Consider the following 16,378-nt stretch of genomic DNA (forward strand, 5'->3'; position numbering starts at 1 on the left):
TTACCAATATTTATCTCCTTTGAAAGTATAGGAAGTATAAAAACAGAAAGAGAATTTATAGAATATTTAAATAGGAAAGTCAAATTTTATTTAAAAGTATCCTATAATATTCAATATGAGAATAACAAAATAAAAAAAATAAATGAATTGGATGAATATATAATAGATTTATATGAAAAACAAAAGAAAGAAATAATATTAATGATTGATGAATTTGAAAAATTGAATAATCAAGAATTAATGAATGAATTTTTACATACAATAAGAGAAATATATCATTCAAGGCAAGGATACAAACTCAGAAGTGTAATATTAATAAGCATAGGATATCTAAGCGGAATATTAGAAGACAATGCTAGTCCATTCAACATAGCAGAACATTTGGAAGTGCCATACTTTACCAAAGAACAAGTATATGATTTACTTTCACAACACGAAAAAGAAACAGGACAAATTTTTGATGAAAAAGTAAAAGAATTAATATGGCATAACGCTGCAGGACAACCAGGATTAACAAATGGTCTTGCATATGATTTAGTAATGAAAAAAGCAAAAGGAGAAAAAATAATAACAGAAAAACATTTTGAAAAAACATTATATGATTATATGAGAGTATATATAGACAAAAACATATCAAATATAATAAACAAAGCAAAAAAAGAAAAAGAATTAATGATGAAAATATTATTTGAACCAAATAATGTGGAATTTAATATATATGATGAAAACATAAAATTCTTATATTTAAACGGAGTAATAGACAATTGTGAAGGTATATGCTGTGTAAAAGTTCCGTTGTATTATAAAGCATTATATGCAAGATTTAAACCACAAATAAATGGAGAAAAATCGCAAATGAAACCATTTGATGAAAGCATAAAAAAATATATAAACAAAGATGGAAGTCTGGATTTAAACAAATTGATGAAAAGATATATAGAATATATAAAATCAAGAGGAGCAGTAATGTTCAAAGGCAGAAACTATTACGAAGGTGTATATCAATACAATCTTGATCAATTTCTTAGTTTATATGTAGAAGCAGCAGATGGAAAAGTATATCCGGAAACACAAATAGGCGGAGGAAGAATAGATTTATTGATAAATTTAAACAACGAAGAATACTTAATAGAAATAAAAGCAAATATAGATGAAGATCAATATGAAAAATCAAAAAAACAAATAAAAGAGTATATAAAAAGAAAAGGGCTAAAAGAGGGATGGCTGGTTATTTATTCAGATACAATAAAAGATTTTGAATATATAACAGAAGAAGAAAATGGAATAAAATTAAATATTTGGTTTATAAAAACCAATTTTGAAAATCCTTCAAAAGCAAAATAAAGCAATTCTAAATCTAACTTTTAAAAAAATATATTAATTTAAGAATTCTTAGAAAGTACAACATTAAAAATTTGTCATACAAATAAAAATACCGGGTTTAAGAACCCGGCATTTGTTTGGAAGTTTTTAAATCAAACTCAAATATTTATCTCCAGAATCTGGTGCAACTGTTACTATCTTTTTTTCAGGAAATTTTTGTGCTAATTTAATTGCTGCCAAAATGTTTGCAGCAGCTGAAATCCCTACAAATAAACCTTCTTTCTTAGCTAAAATATCTTGCATTTCAAATGCCTCTTCATCTTGCATTGTGATTACCTCATCTAATATTGTTACATCTAAATTCTTTGGAATAAATCCTGCACCAATTCCTTGAATTTTATGTTTCCCGGGTTCTTTACCTGAAATAACAGCTGAATTTTCCGGCTCAACTGCAACTATTTTTATTTTATCTTTAAAAAATTTTTTCAAAACCTTTCCAACTCCAGTTATTGTTCCGCCAGTACCAACACCAGCTACAAAAATATCTAAATTATAATCCATTTGTTTTAGTATTTCTGGACCCGTGGTTAATTCATGAGCTAATATATTTGCAGGATTTTCAAATTGATTTGGCATAAAAGCATCTCTTTCCTTCACTATTTCAAATGCTTTTTCTATAGATCCTTTCATACCTTTATCTGCAGGAGTTAGTATCAATTCAGCTCCATATTTTTCCAGAATTTTTCTTCTTTCAACGCTCATACTTTCTGGCATTGTTAATATTACCCTATAACCTTTATTTTTTCCAATTGCCGCTAAAGCGATTCCCGTATTACCACTTGTTGGTTCAACTATTATATTTTTTTCTTTGTTTAATACACCATCTATTTCTGCTTTTCTTATCATGAAATAAGCTGCCCTATCTTTTACACTACCTGTTATATTATTTTTTTCAAGTTTCACAAATACTTTGTTAGGTTTTACAATTTTTGAAAGTGTTATTATAGGTGTTCCACCAATTCCTCTATCAATCATTTTTCTCCCTCCTTAATGAAATTTATCACAAAATAAGATAAATTTTATCCGAATTATATCTTTATTATATCAAATACGATATAAAAAGTCAAGTTTTATTATCAAATTTTATAATACAGATATATTTTATTTATGCTATAATATATTAAATAGTACTAATTGATAGGGGGGAATTTTATGAATTATTATTTAGCTATTGATGAAGGAACAAGCAGTACAAGGACTTTGTTATTTGATGAGAATTTTAATTTAATCGATTCATCTCAAAAAGAAATAAATATGATTTACCCAAAACCAGGATGGGTTGAACAAGATGCTGATGAATTATATTTTAAAACAGAAGAAACTATGATTGAAGTGGTTGAAAGAAATAATATCAGCTGGAATAATATTATTGGAATTGGAATTACCAATCAAAGAGAGACTATTGTTGCATGGGATAAAAATACAGGAACTCCTTTAACAAATGCTATAGTATGGCAATGCAGAAGAACTGATGAATTAATTAATAGATATCCTGCTGAATTTTGGAGTGAGGTAAAAAGAAAAACCGGATTGGTAAAAGACCCGTATTTCTCAGGTTCTAAAATCGTATGGATGATAGAAAATGTACCAGAAGTAAAAGAATCCTATAAAAACGGAAATTTGAAGGTTGGAACTATTGAATCCTGGTTGACATTTAAACTTACAGGACATCATGTTACTGATGTGTCAAATGCATCAAGAACGCAATTATTGAATATACATACTCTTAATTGGGATGATGAGATTTTAAACACATTTGGAATTTCAAAAGATATTTTACCTGAAATTGTTGGTACTGCTATTGAAAAAGGTTTTGAAACAAAGTTCGGACCGAAAATTTACGGGATGATTGGCGACCAACAATCTGCATTATTTGGTCAAAGATCTTTTGAAATAGGTGATGCAAAATGCACTTATGGTACTGGTGCTTTTGTTTTAATGAATTCTGGAGTTATTCCTCCTAAACCCCATCCCGGATTGTTAACATCTATTGGTTGGAAAATAGGAAATGAGGTGATTTACTCTCTTGAAGGTAGTATTTTTACTGTTGGTGCGTTTTTTAAATGGTTAAAAGATATTGAAATAATTAATAATTATAATGAACTTGAAATATATTCAAAGGGTATAGATAATGCTGGAGTTTATATTGTTCCTGCATTAAGTGGTCTTGGTACTCCTTATTGGGATTCTGATGCCAGAGGTCTAATTATAGGATTAACAAGAGCAACTAAAAAAGAAAATATTATTAGAGCCGCTTTAGAATCTGTGGCTTTTAGTGTAAGAGATGTTATAGATTCCATGCAAGAAGCAGTTTGGACGAAAATAAAGAAAATGAATGTTGATGGTGGAGCTACTAAGAACAAGCTTTTAATGGAGATACAAAGTGATTTACTGAATGCAGAAATTTTTGTTCCTGATTTTCAAGAGATCACAGCTTTAGGTGCAGCTTTTATGGCCGCTATTGGTTCAAAAAATCTTTCTATTAATGAAATAAAAAATTTGCAATTTTCAGGTATAAAGATAATGCCAAAAGATAATGAAATATTAGAAAAGAACTATTATATTTGGAAGGAGGCAGTATTAAGATCAAAAGGTTGGATAAAATCAACGAATATAAGTTATTAAAAATTGCTCAAATAATATCAAAACACTCATTTCCTGGAATGAAAATATTACTGTATGGAGATTTAGGTACTGGAAAAACCACTTTTACAAAAGGGTTTATAAAAAATTTGTTAAAGGATGAAAATTTAACTGTTACTTCTCCAACATTTGCCCTGGTTAAGGTCTATGATAATTCTATCAAAATTTATCATGCTGATTTGTATAGATTATCAGATCCGGAAGAAATTCCATATATTGGATTGTTTGAAGATAATGATGGAATTTATTTAATTGAGTGGCCAGAACGTCTTGAATACTATTTGCCCGAAGAACGCCTTGAAATTCATTTGTTTTATAACAATGATGATATAAATTTTAGAGATATTGAAATAATACCAGTTGGAAAAAAATATACAGATATATTCGAGAAATTAAAGGAGGAATTAAAATGAAAATCGGAATCTTAGGTTTACCTTTAACTGGAAAAACAACAATTTTTTCATTATTGACTAATAAACCATATGATGGTAGTTATAAACAAGATGCTGAAGAGAGAGTAGCAAATGTTATGGATGAGAGATTAGAAAAATTAACCGTTATGTATAATCCCAAAAAAACCGTTCATGCTACTTTAAATTTTATTGATATTCCAAGTTATAATACTTCAGCTGATAGAAAAGAAAAAAATAGAATTTTACAGATGATTCAAACTGTCGACGCAATAATACTCGTTATTAGGGCATTTAAAAACGATTCAGTACCATTTCCTGAAGGTGCAGAGAATCCTGTTGATCAACTTGATACTTTAAAAACTGAAATGATTATTAGGGATTTAGAAGTTGTTGAAAATCGGCTATCAAGACTTATAGAACAAAATAAAAAAAAGAAACCTACAAAAGAAGAAGAAAGACAGGTAAAAATTTTAGAAGAAATAAAACCAATATTGGAAGATGGAAAGTTTGCTTCTAAAGTTGAGTTAAGTGATGAAGATAAAAAATTAATAAGTTCTCTCGCTTTATTTACTTTAAAACCAATAATAGTTGTAGTAAATGTTGATGAAGACCAATTAATGGAAGAAAAATACCCAGAAAAAGAAGTGTTAGTTAATTCATGCAAAGAAGAAAATTTTGCATATATAGAAATTTGTGGAAGAACTGAAGCTGACTTGGTAGAACTTGATGATGATGAAAGAGAAGAATTTATGAAAGAACTTGGAATTGAAAGGCCCGGAATCGACAGACTTTCAAAAACTGTTTATGATCATTTAGGATTAATAACTTTCTTTACTGTTGGGGAAGATGAAGTAAGAGCATGGACTATAAACCAAGGAACTACTATGAAAAAAGCTGCAGGAAAAATACATACTGATTTAGAAAAAGGATTCGTTAAAGCAGAAGTTATGCATTATGATGATTTAATCAGATTAGGATCAGAAGAAGAAGTGAAAAAAGCTGGTCTTTGGAGATTAGCTGGAAAAGAAGAAATTGTAAAAGATGGTGATATATTAACTATTAGAGCGAATGCTTAAAAATGGAGGGTAATATGAGAAAACCATTATATACCGTAAATGATTTTGATTATGAATTGCCAGAAGATTATATCGCACAAAAACCTGTTGAACCAAGAGATTCCTCTAAATTAATGGTTTTAAATAGAGACAAAAGAAGCATTGAACATAGAAAGTTTAGAGATATTGTTGATTATTTAACTCCTAACGATTTACTTGTAATTAACAATACTAAAGTTATTCCAGCAAGATTATACGGACAGAAAACAACAGGTGCAAACGTAGAAGTTTTATTATTAGAAAAAACTCCTGAAGAAAATACCTGGAAAGCTCTTGTAAAACCAGGATCAAAATTGAAAAAAGGGGCTGAAATAAAATTTTCCGAGTATTTATACGCTAAAATAATTCAACATAATTCTGATGGATCAAGAATAATACATTTTGTATCTAAAAAAGATGTATGGGAAGAAATTGAAAAAATAGGAAATATGCCTTTACCGCCATACATAAAAAATTATAATGGCCCTAAAGAACGTTATCAAACAACTTATGCTAAAAAGCAAGGTGCTGTGGCGGCTCCAACTGCAGGATTACATTTTACTAATGAGTTAATAGAAAAAATTAAAAACAAAGGAATAAAAATTGCTGAAGTAACATTACACGTTGGATTAGGTACATTTAGACCTGTAAAGGCTGATTCAATTGAGAAACACGAAATGCATGAAGAATACTATGAAGTTCCTAATGAAACAGTAAAAATAATTAATGAATATAAAAATAACAAAGGTAGAATAATTAGTGTAGGTACTACAGTTGTAAGAACTTTGGAAACTATTGCCACTTTACCCAAACAAAAGGCTTATATGGGAACAACAAATATTTTTATATACCCGCCGTATGAATTCAAATTAATTGATGCTTTAATTACAAATTTTCATTTACCTAAATCAACATTATTAATGTTAGTATCCGCTTTTGGTGGATATGATTTCATAATGAATGCGTATAAAACTGCTGTTAATGAAAGATATAGATTTTTTTCTTTTGGTGATTCCATGTTCATTTATTAATAATAATTATAAGAATCGGGGTGGTATTTTGACAAACAAAAGTTTAGGTATATTATATATGTTAGTAACTGTAATTTTTTGGGGTATTTCATTCGTTGCAACAAAAGTAATTGTTCAAACTATTCCACCAATTACTGCAGCTTTTCTTAGATTTTTTATTTCTACTATTTTTCTTATGATTTTTATTAGAAAAGATATAAAATATTCAAAAAAAGAGCTAATTTATGTAATGCTCTCTGGTTTTTTTGGAGTTACTACATATTTTTTATTTGAAAATACTGCTTTGCAATATACCACCGCCACTAATGGTTCTTTAATAATATCTGCAACACCTATAATGTATTTACTTTTTTCCGATATTATAAGAAAAACTTTTTCTCATAAAATTAGATATTTGGGTACATTTCTTGCTTTTTTGGGAGTTGCTTTTATTGTATTAAATGGAAGATTTGTTTTGAAACTTAATCCTCTTGGAGATATATTAATGTTTGGAGCATCTTTTGCGTGGATTTTTTATACTATTTTTATTGAGAAATTACATCATCATGATAATTTAATTATAACTAAAGACCTTAATTTTTATGGTATGCTGTTTTTCTTACCTTTTGTTTTTTTGGAATTAAAAAGTAATGGAACATGTCCTTTATTTGAATTATGGATTCAACCAAAAATAATAATTGCCTTTATTTTCTTAAGTGTTTTTTGTACAGCTTTAGGATATATATGGTGGAATAAGGCTATTAGGCTTGCAGGAGCAAAAACTGTTACAAATGGAATTTTCTTTATACCTATAGTAACTGTTATTGCTGATGCTATTTTATTAAAAAATTATCCTAATCTTCTAACAATATTTGGTGCAATATTAGTTCTATTAGGAAACTATGTTGCAGAAATTAGAGACTAAATGTTTTTTTCTATAAAAAAAAGTATGTTCAGGATATTTTAAAAAATATCACCACTCACTTCCAGTGGGTATTAGGATTTTTAATTTAAGATTTTAGTAAAAACATATAAATATTTGTGAACAAATATTAAAATAGGCACACTCCGTTAAAATAGAGAGTGCCTATTTTAATTTTAGTAAAAATATCTAAACACACTTAAAAAGATTTTTATGGAATGTATTATATTACATATTATTAAAAGCTATATAATATATTTCTCTAATTTCTTCTTCTTCTAATTTTTTCAATTTTCCCATAGGACTACTTTGAACAGCATTTTCTACCAATCTTTCAATATCCTTTTCTGTCGCTCCGATTTCTTTTAAAGATACTGGTTGTCCTATTCTTTTATACCATTCTTTTAACACTCGAAGTCCTAAATCAGCGTCTATAGCGGAATTTCCTGTATCAATATTAAATATTTCTTTTGCGAATCTATCAAACTTCTCAATATATTCATTTTTTACGTATTCTAGCCATGCTGGAAATATTATAGCTAAACCTTCCCCATGAGCTATATCAAATAAAGCAGATACTGAATGTTCTAAAGCATGACTTGCCCAATCTCCACCATTAGAACCCGCTCGTAATAATCCATTTAATGCTAGAGTTGCACTCCAAGCTAAATTCGCTCTTGCTTCATAATTTTTAGGATCTTTTAATAATTTTTCTGTACTAAATATGACAGTTCTAATTATTCCTTCAGCAATTTGATCTTGAATTTCAGTATCTTTAGTTCCATCAAAATAATATTCCATTACATGACTTATTGCATCTACTGCACCATTAACTGTTTGTTTTAACGGAAGAGAAAATTGAGCCGTAGGATCTATAATTGAAACTTTTGGATATAATTCTTTCGATGAAGTTGCCCATTTTTGTTTAGTTTCTTCTTTTGTTATTACAGAATTACCATTCATTTCAGAACCAGTTGCAGATATCGTCAAAACAGTAAACAGAGGTAATGCTTTTTTTATAAAGTATTTCCCAGAATATGCATCCCAAATATCACCATCATAATAAAAACCACCTGCAATAGCTTTTGCTGAATCAATTACACTTCCTCCACCAACTGCGAGGATCCCTTCAACATTATTTTTCTTTGCTACTTCTATTCCTTCATATACCTTTGAAAGCCTTGGATTTGGCTTTACACCAGAAACTTCTACCCATTCAATATTATTTTCTTTTAATGATTTTAGAACCTTTTCATAAACACCATTGTTTTTTATTGAACCTCCACCATAATGTAACAAAACCTTCTTGATACCACATTTTTTAATTTCATCACCAATTTCATTTATAGTTTCTTTTCCAAAAATTAATTTCGTTGGATTATGAAAAACAAAATTCTTCATATAGTCACCCCCATAATATAATTTGCATTGCTAATTATATTATATCACAAATTTTCTCACATTTAAAATTCCTATCCTTAACATTTCTTAATATTTATAAATATATAGAAAAACTAATAATTCTATAATAAAGACGTCAAAATAAAATATAGGAGGTTGAAAATCATGAAAAGAATTTTATTAGTTGGATTATTATTAAGTTTGTTAGTTTTATCTTTCTCTGAAAAATTAGTAATTAAAGGGTCTAACACAATTTTTCCAGTTGCACAATTATGGATAGAAGAATTAAAAAAAATAAAACCTGATTTAGAAATTACTTTAGAAGGGGCTGGATCATCTACAGGTATTGCTGCTTTATTTAATGGAACTACAGACATCGCAAATGCAAGTAGATTTTTAAAAAGTAAAGAAATTGAAAAAATGAATAAAGAAGGAAAATATTTCGCTCCAATAGTTATTGCTTATGATGGAATTGCTGTAATAGTAAATCCGAAATTAGGTATTGACAAAATATCTCTTGAAACCTTAAAAGGCATATATACCGGCAAATTGAGAACATGGAATCAAGTGAGTCCTAATTTACCTAAAAAAAGAATAGTAATTTATTCAAGAAATACAGCTTCTGGGACATATGAAACCTTTGAAAAGAAAGTTTTAAACAAGGAAAGAATGGCACCAACAGTGAAGATGGTAGAATCTACACAATTTGAAATTGAACAAGTATCTAGAAACCCTTATGCTATTGCTTATGTTGGAGTAGGATATGTAACCGACAAGGTAAAAGTTTTAAAAGTTGAAGGAATAGAACCTACAAAATTAAATATTTTAAATTCAAAATATCCAATATCAAGACCATTATATATGTTTATAGATGTAACAAATGGTTGGCCAGAAAGTGGAGTAATAAAAGAATACATCACTTTCGGATTATCAAAAAAAGGACAAGAATTAGCTGAAAAAGCAGGTTATATTGCAGCATATGGATTCTAAAAAGGAGTGTTTCTTTTGAGAGAATTAAAACATTTATTAAACTCTATAATAATAAAAACATTCGCTTTAACAGGTATAATTGCATTAATATTAATATTTGGATTTGTAATAAAAGAATCCATACCAGCTTTAGAAAAAGCTGGTATGGAAATATTTACAAGCTTTGATTGGTATCCAACATTTGATCCACCATCTTTTGGAATTCTAACAATGCTTTTAAATTCTATTATATTAACTATTGTTTCTTCATTAATTGTTTTACCTCTTGGATATATTATAGCTTTTTTTATGTATGATTACGCAACTGAATTTGAAAAAAGAATGATAAAATCTTCTATTGATCTATTATCTGGAGTTCCATCAGTAATTATAGGTATGTTTTTAATAATTTATATTTCTCCATGGATGTTAGAAATTGGTGCTTGGTCAGCAGAAAATATATTATTAGCTTCTATTGGATTAACTATTCTTTCTTTACCCTATACAGCATCATTAATGGAAGAAGCTATGAGTTCAGTTGATATTAGTCTTAAAGAAGGGGCATTAGCATTAGGGACTACAAGATTTATAGCTGGATTTAAAGTAGTTTCAAAAGCCGCTTTACCTGGTATCTTTAATGCCGCTATATTAACAATAAATAGAATAATTGGTGAAACTATGGTTGTATTAATGGCTGCTGGAGGCGCAAATATGTTGCCCCTTTCTATATTTGATCCTGTAAGGCCCTTGACTGCAGCTATAGCTAGTGAAATGGGTGAAGTTGAAATTGGCAGCATTCATTACTCAGCATTATTTGCTTCTGGGCTTGTCCTTTTAACTATTTCTTTTATACTAACACTAATTTCAAAAAGGCTTTCAAGGAGATGGAGTAAATGAGAAAGGATAAAATAATTTCTTTTATTTTTAGATTAATAAGTTATATAACATTTTTTACTATTGTTTTTATTTTTATTTTTATAATATTAGATGGAATAAAATATTTTTCTATAGATTTTTTTACACAGTTTCCTAAAAATATGATGACAGAAGGTGGGATATTTCCCGCTATTATAGGAACTTTCTATTTGTTATTTCTAACATTAATAATCTCTATTCCTTTTGGTGTAATAACTGGTATTTTTTTATCTGAGTATGGTAATAATAAAATCGGGAGTCTTTTAGATATAACTATTACTTCATTATCAGGGGTTCCTTCTATCGTTTATGGATTGTTTGGACTGGCATTATTTTCAATAACGATGGGATTTAGGACATCCTTAATTTCCGGTGCTCTAACATTATCTGTAATGTCATTACCTATAATTTCTTCTGCAACTCGTGAAGCTTTAATGGCTATTCCAAATTCAATGAGAGAATCTGCATATGCATTAGGAGCTAATAAAACAGAAGTTATATATAAAGTCATTATACCATCTGCAAAATCTCGAATACTAACCGCTATATTGATCGGTGCTGGTAGAGTTATGGGAGAAACTGCCCCTGTATTATTAACTTCTGCTGTATTTTATTCAACACATATGCCTAAATCTATCAAAGATCCTATTATGACATTACCAACACATATTTATAATATTGCAATGGCTTATGGCAATGATGCACAATGGATGGCTAAAGGTACCGCTTCTTTTTTAATGTTATTAGTATTTGTAATATATTCAATTGCTTTTAGATTAAGGAGGAAATTAAATGAAAAATAATGTTATTTTAAAAAAAGATGTTATAATAAAGATAAAGGAATTTAATGCATGGTATGATAAAAAACAAGCATTAAAAAATATAAATATCGATTTTAAAAGAAATAAGATAAGTGCAATTATCGGGCCTTCTGGCTGTGGAAAATCTACGTTGTTAAGAAGCATAAATAGAATGAACGATGAAATTCCAAATTATAGAACCTCTGGTGAAATATTATATGAAGAAAAAAACATATATGATAAAGATTTAGATTTAACTATTTATAGAAAGAAAGTTGGTATGGTTTTTCAAAAACCAGTTCCATTTCCAATGTCAATATATGAAAATGTTGCTTTCGGATTAAAAATTCATGGAATTAAAAATAAAAATAAAATTGATGAAATTGTAGAAAGATCTTTAAAACAAGCTGCTTTATGGGATGAAGTAAAAGATGAACTACACAAATCAGCAAACGCATTGTCTGGTGGTCAACAACAAAGATTAGTTATTGCAAGAGCTATTGCAGTTGACCCGGAAGTGATCTTGCTAGACGAACCAACATCCGCATTAGACCCAATTGCAACACAAAGAATAGAAAGATTACTTGAAGAGCTGGTTGAAAAATATACTATAATTATAGTAACACATAATCTTTCTCAAGCTATAAGAATTTCTGATTATTTATATTTTATGTATCAAGGCGATTTAATAGAATCAGGATTAACTTCTGATATAATCAAATCACCTAAAAACCAATTAACTGAAGATTACTTAAACGGAAGAATAGGATAATGGAGGTTATATTATGCAAAATGTACATCATTTTGAAAATGAAGTTTTAATATTAAAAGCTGACATATCAAAAATGCTTTCTTTAATACTAGAATCATTTAATATGGCTATAAAATCTTTGGAAACTAACGATGCAGCTTTAGCTAAAAGAGTTATAGATTTAGATGATAAAATTGATGATATTAATAGAAAAATTGAAGATGAAGTATACCAGATAATTGCAAGATATAACCCTTTAGCTAAAGAATTAAGATATATAATTACTATGATAAAATTTTCTAATAACCTTGAAAGAATTGGCGACCTTTCATGCAATATAGCACAAAAAGTGTTTGAATTTAAAGATAACAATATTTCAGCTTTACTAAATGAAGATACACTGAAAATGATAGGTTTTTCACTAGAGATGCTCAAAGAAGTATTTAAAGCGTTTAATGAGAGAAATGTTGAATTAGCAATTGAAATATGGAAAAAAGATAATATAATTGATGATCTTGAAATTCAAATTAGAAAAGATATTTTAAATGATTTTAAAAATGGAAAATATGATGAAAAACTTATAATTCCTTATGTATTGATAGCCCGAGATATTGAAAGAGTTTCTGATCAAGTTACTAATTTATGTGAAGAAATTGTTTATATTGAAAAAGGTGAAAAAATAACTAATTTCCTATAGGAGGAAAAATATGGCTTCGATCTTAATTGTAGAAGATGATAAAGATATTAGAGATATTTTAAGAACCTATTTAGAAATAGAAAAATATATTATCTATGAAGTGGAATCTATTAATCAAATGAATGATTTTTTAAACAAAAACAATGTGGATATTATATTATTAGACGTAATGTTACCTGATGGTGAATCTATTGATATTTTACCTTTCATAAGGGCAAAAAATAAAAATACTGGCATAATAATAATCTCTGCTAAAAATACTGATAGAGATAAAATATTTGGTATAGAAAATGGCGCAGATGATTATATTACTAAACCTTTTAACCCCCGTGAAGTAATAGCTCGAGTAAGAGCGCTATTAAAAAGATTAAAGAATGAAGATGAAAAACTACAATTTGGAAATTTAGAAATTTTTTCAGATAATTATACTGTAAAATATAAAGGAAAAATAATCGATTTAACAGCAAAAGAATTTGAAATATTATATTTATTAGCTAAAAATCCAGAAAAGATATTTACAAGAAATGACATTATTGATAAAATATGGTATGGTGAGGATTTTATTACAGATAGAGTTATAGATGTTCATATAAGTATGATTAGATCTAAAATTGGAAAAAATTGGATAAAAACAATTAGGAATTTAGGGTATAAATTCAACAAATCTGCTGAAGTTATAGGTGAATAAAATGGATAGAGCACTCGATTATATTAATGAAATGATTATAAAGTTAAATAAAATGAAAATTGAAAAAGCCAATATTATGGCCAAATCTCATGGTTTCAAAAAAAATCATGAGATTATTAGTGTTATGACATTTAATGAAATTGATCTATTTGTTAATAGCATTTTAGAAAGAAAAGACTTTTTTATCGAAACGACTATATATTTTTTCCAAGGAACTAGTAAATTTTGCAAAATCAATTATCTAAGCAATGATGAAATTTTAATAATAGAAGATAAAACCGAAAAAGAATTATTAAAACAAGTGAAAGCTGATTTTATAACATCACTATCTCATGAATTGAGAACACCTCTTTCAGTAGCAAAAGGCAATATTTTTCTATTAGAAGACATAATAAGCGATTCTAGCACCTTAAAAATTATTAAAAAATCAAAAAACGCCTTAAGAAGAATAGAAAGAATATTAGACCAATTAACTTTACTTTCTATGGCAGAATTCGGGAGTTATATGATTAAAACAGAAATATTTGATCCGGAAAATTTAATTGAAGAAGTTAGAAGTGATCTAGAAAATAAAATAAAAAATAAAAATATAAAAATAAATTTCAAATCAAATATCAAGCATATAACAGGTGACCCTTTTATTATTTATACAATCATTAGAAATTTAGTTTCTAACTCTATAAAATATTCTCACAATGATTCCGAAATAAACATTACAATAGACAAAGATAAAATAGTTGTAAAAGATAATGGTATTGGAATTAGAGATAATGAAAAAGCAAGAATTTTCGAAAGGTTTTATAGAGGTATTGATGCAAAAAAGTATGCCAAAGGTTCTGGTTTAGGTCTTGCTATAGTCAAATATTTGTGTGAACTTGCAGGATATAAAATAGAGTTTGATTCGAAATGGATGATTGGAACTACATTTACAATTTATTTAGAAAATAAGAATTGAGATTGTATTTTTACTTTTCTATTTTATTTTAAATATCAAAAACATAGCGATAATGTAATATCGCTATGTTTTTAATGATGTACTATTTCTTATTTGCTTTTGCTGCTATATTAAGAGCCCAAGATAATCCACCAAACAAAACAACACCTGCAAATATCATAAAAGCTATTGCACTTCCAGACATATTTTCACCCCTATTCTTCCTCAAAAGTAATTTTTGTTACTTTCTCATTATATTTTTCATCTCTTGAAGGTAATTTAGCAAATATAAAACCAATTATAGGAATAGCAATGAAAACTAAGAACCCTATAGTTAAAGCCCATGAAGGATATCCTCCATAAGGATTTTTTATTTCATCAAGAATATTTAATCCAAGAATAAAAATTAAAACAATAGGTATTATATATTTTAATGATATATCAAACCATTTCCCTATTTTAATTTCAGAAACTGAATTAATATATTTTCTTAATTTATCTGCACCAAATAACCAACCGATAATAACTGATTCAAGAATACCAACAACTAAAAGTGCATATGTACCCATAAAATGATCAATTATATCTAACCAATATAAACCTCCTTGGGTTGCAAACAATAATCCAAATATAAATCCTAAGATTGAGAATCCAATTAAAAAAGCTTTCTTATTAACTTTAAATTTATCACCAGCTGCTGCTTCAATAGCTTCAACTAACGAAAATGCGGAATCTATACCAAGAGTTAATAACATAACAAAAAATGCTAATCCAATTATTGACTGTACAATAATACCGCCTGGTATTAATGAAATTGCTTGTGGATATACAACAAATGCTAATCCAATGCCGCCACTAACAACCTCATCAACAGGAACACTCATTTGTTGAGCCATATATCCTAAAACTGAAAATACAGCTATACCTGCTAAAAATGACGTTGCAGAATTCCCTAAAGCTGTTATAATCGCATTGTTAGCAACATCATTTTTCTTATCATTATAGCTACCATATGCAATCATTATACCAAATGCAACACTTAACGAAAAGAAAATTTGTCCAAAAGCATTTGCCCAAACCCTTGGATCAGCTAATTTAGCAAAATTTGGTTCAAATAAGAAATTTAAACCTGTTGCTGCGCCTGGTAAAGTTATACCCCTAATCCCCAACAATACTAATAATACTATTGGTAGAGGTACTGTCCACATAACTGTTTTACCAACTGATTCGGTACCCTTCCTCAAAATCAAATAAATCCATAACCAAGATAATTAATAATCCTATAACAATTGGCCATCTTAATCCTCCAAGCTGTCCAGGTCCATCTGTTAATTTTAAAAAATCTCCAAAGAAAAATCCTTTAGGATCATCTTTCCAAGCTGTTCCTAAAGAAAAATATAAATAATTAAAAATCCAAGCCATTATAACATTATAATAAAATGTAATAATAGCACCTGTTAAAACAGCCCACCAACCTATGAATTCCGAACCTTTTGATATTTTCCCTAAAGCTTTTGGCGCACTACTTTGCAATCCTTGACCAATACCAAATTCTGCCATTAAAATTGGAATGCCTGCTAAAAATAAAGCAATAAAATAAGGAATGTAAAAAGCTCCTCCACCATTAGAATATGCCATATAAGGAAAACGCCATGCATTACCTAAACCTGCAGCTGAACCTATTGCTGCCAAAACAAAAGCCCATCTTGAGCCCCACTTTTGCCTCGCCACAAAAAAACACCCCTTTCTCGTAAAATT

At 28.3% G+C, this 16,378-nt stretch carries 18 protein-coding genes; 13 read left to right on the forward strand and 5 right to left on the reverse strand.

From position 1 onward, the window contains the following. Window positions 1-1,344: AAA-like domain-containing protein (locus tag BUA62_RS00785; RefSeq protein WP_072862429.1), on the forward strand; the 1,344-nt coding region annotated here is incomplete at its 5' end. Between the two features lie 126 nt (window positions 1,345-1,470). Here BUA62_RS00785 and cysK read toward each other — a convergent pair. Then, a complete protein-coding gene (gene cysK / locus BUA62_RS00790; protein ID WP_072862431.1) occupies window positions 1,471-2,358 on the reverse strand; it encodes a cysteine synthase A in 888 nt (295 codons plus the stop codon). 177 nt (window positions 2,359-2,535) lie between these two features. On the opposite strand from cysK, the gene BUA62_RS00795 reads away from it, so the two are divergent. From BUA62_RS00795 to BUA62_RS00815, 5 genes are read left to right on the forward strand one after another with little or no spacing between them, the layout of a single operon-like run. Further along, the gene (locus tag BUA62_RS00795; RefSeq protein WP_072862434.1) at window positions 2,536-4,008 is read left to right on the forward strand and encodes an FGGY family carbohydrate kinase; all 1,473 of its coding nucleotides are present in this window, start codon (window positions 2,536-2,538) and stop codon (window positions 4,006-4,008) included. Next, window positions 3,978-4,439, forward strand: coding sequence for a tRNA (adenosine(37)-N6)-threonylcarbamoyltransferase complex ATPase subunit type 1 TsaE (gene tsaE / locus BUA62_RS00800; RefSeq protein WP_159429480.1), 462 nt, complete (start codon window positions 3,978-3,980; stop codon window positions 4,437-4,439). Before BUA62_RS00795 ends, tsaE begins: the two co-directional genes overlap by 31 nt. Beyond that, window positions 4,436-5,515: a redox-regulated ATPase YchF gene (gene ychF / locus BUA62_RS00805; protein WP_072862436.1), complete on the forward strand. Its 1,080-nt coding sequence runs from the start codon at window positions 4,436-4,438 to the stop codon at window positions 5,513-5,515. The genes tsaE and ychF overlap by 4 nt, the downstream gene beginning before the upstream one ends. 14 nt (window positions 5,516-5,529) lie before the next feature. After that, on the forward strand, window positions 5,530-6,564 hold the full coding sequence (queA, locus tag BUA62_RS00810; RefSeq protein ID WP_072862438.1) for a tRNA preQ1(34) S-adenosylmethionine ribosyltransferase-isomerase QueA: 1,035 nt from the start codon (window positions 5,530-5,532) through the stop codon (window positions 6,562-6,564). 28 nt (window positions 6,565-6,592) lie between these two features. After that, a complete protein-coding gene (locus tag BUA62_RS00815) occupies window positions 6,593-7,468 on the forward strand; it encodes a DMT family transporter (RefSeq protein ID WP_072862440.1) in 876 nt (291 codons plus the stop codon). Window positions 7,469-7,693: 225 nt separating this feature from the next. Here BUA62_RS00815 and BUA62_RS00820 read toward each other — a convergent pair whose 3' ends face one another. Then, window positions 7,694-8,866 (reverse strand): iron-containing alcohol dehydrogenase, encoded by a 1,173-nt coding sequence (locus BUA62_RS00820; RefSeq protein WP_072862442.1) that lies wholly within the window; start codon window positions 8,864-8,866, stop codon window positions 7,694-7,696. A gap of 165 nt (window positions 8,867-9,031) precedes the next feature. Here BUA62_RS00820 and BUA62_RS00825 point away from each other — a divergent pair, with 165 nt between their 5' ends. The 7 genes from BUA62_RS00825 to BUA62_RS00855 are packed head-to-tail and all read left to right on the forward strand — an operon-like array spanning window position 9,032 to window position 14,641. Beyond that, window positions 9,032-9,856: a phosphate ABC transporter substrate-binding protein PstS family protein gene (locus BUA62_RS00825; RefSeq protein ID WP_072862444.1), complete on the forward strand. Its 825-nt coding sequence runs from the start codon at window positions 9,032-9,034 to the stop codon at window positions 9,854-9,856. A 15-nt stretch (window positions 9,857-9,871) separates the two neighbouring features. Next, on the forward strand, window positions 9,872-10,732 hold the full coding sequence (gene pstC / locus BUA62_RS00830; RefSeq protein ID WP_143148298.1) for a phosphate ABC transporter permease subunit PstC: 861 nt from the start codon (window positions 9,872-9,874) through the stop codon (window positions 10,730-10,732). Further along, the gene (gene pstA / locus BUA62_RS00835) at window positions 10,729-11,553 is read left to right on the forward strand and encodes a phosphate ABC transporter permease PstA (protein WP_072862446.1); all 825 of its coding nucleotides are present in this window, start codon (window positions 10,729-10,731) and stop codon (window positions 11,551-11,553) included. Before pstC ends, pstA begins: the two co-directional genes overlap by 4 nt. After that, window positions 11,543-12,322, forward strand: coding sequence for a phosphate ABC transporter ATP-binding protein PstB (gene pstB / locus BUA62_RS00840; protein WP_072862448.1), 780 nt, complete (start codon window positions 11,543-11,545; stop codon window positions 12,320-12,322). Before pstA ends, pstB begins: the two co-directional genes overlap by 11 nt. 13 nt (window positions 12,323-12,335) lie before the next feature. Continuing rightward, window positions 12,336-12,998 carry a phosphate signaling complex protein PhoU gene (gene phoU, locus BUA62_RS00845; RefSeq protein ID WP_072862450.1) on the forward strand — a complete coding sequence of 221 codons (663 nt, stop codon included), beginning with the start codon at window positions 12,336-12,338 and terminating at the stop codon, window positions 12,996-12,998. Between the two features lie 10 nt (window positions 12,999-13,008). Next, a complete protein-coding gene (locus BUA62_RS00850; RefSeq protein ID WP_072862452.1) occupies window positions 13,009-13,686 on the forward strand; it encodes a response regulator transcription factor in 678 nt (225 codons plus the stop codon). Between the two features lies 1 nt (window position 13,687). Next, the gene (locus BUA62_RS00855; RefSeq protein WP_072862454.1) at window positions 13,688-14,641 is read left to right on the forward strand and encodes a sensor histidine kinase; all 954 of its coding nucleotides are present in this window, start codon (window positions 13,688-13,690) and stop codon (window positions 14,639-14,641) included. Between the two features lie 82 nt (window positions 14,642-14,723). Here BUA62_RS00855 and BUA62_RS11310 read toward each other — a convergent pair whose 3' ends face one another. Genes BUA62_RS11310 through BUA62_RS11630 form a run of 3 tightly spaced genes read right to left on the reverse strand, consistent with a single transcriptional unit; the run spans window position 14,724 to window position 16,351 of the window. Continuing rightward, window positions 14,724-14,825, reverse strand: coding sequence for a MetS family NSS transporter small subunit (locus tag BUA62_RS11310; RefSeq protein WP_143148299.1), 102 nt, complete (start codon window positions 14,823-14,825; stop codon window positions 14,724-14,726). Between the two features lie 10 nt (window positions 14,826-14,835). After that, complete coding sequence (locus BUA62_RS00860) at window positions 14,836-15,864, reverse strand: SLC5/6 family protein (protein WP_200782262.1); 1,029 nt, start codon at window positions 15,862-15,864, stop codon at window positions 14,836-14,838. Continuing rightward, entirely contained in the window at window positions 15,836-16,351 is a 516-nt protein-coding gene (locus tag BUA62_RS11630) for an SLC5/6 family protein (RefSeq protein WP_200782264.1), read from the reverse strand. Before BUA62_RS11630 ends, BUA62_RS00860 begins: the two co-directional genes overlap by 29 nt. Window positions 16,352-16,378: the final 27 nt, after the last annotated feature.

The organism is Marinitoga hydrogenitolerans DSM 16785 (assembly GCF_900129175.1).
GTDB lineage: Bacteria > Thermotogota > Thermotogae > Petrotogales > Petrotogaceae > Marinitoga > Marinitoga hydrogenitolerans.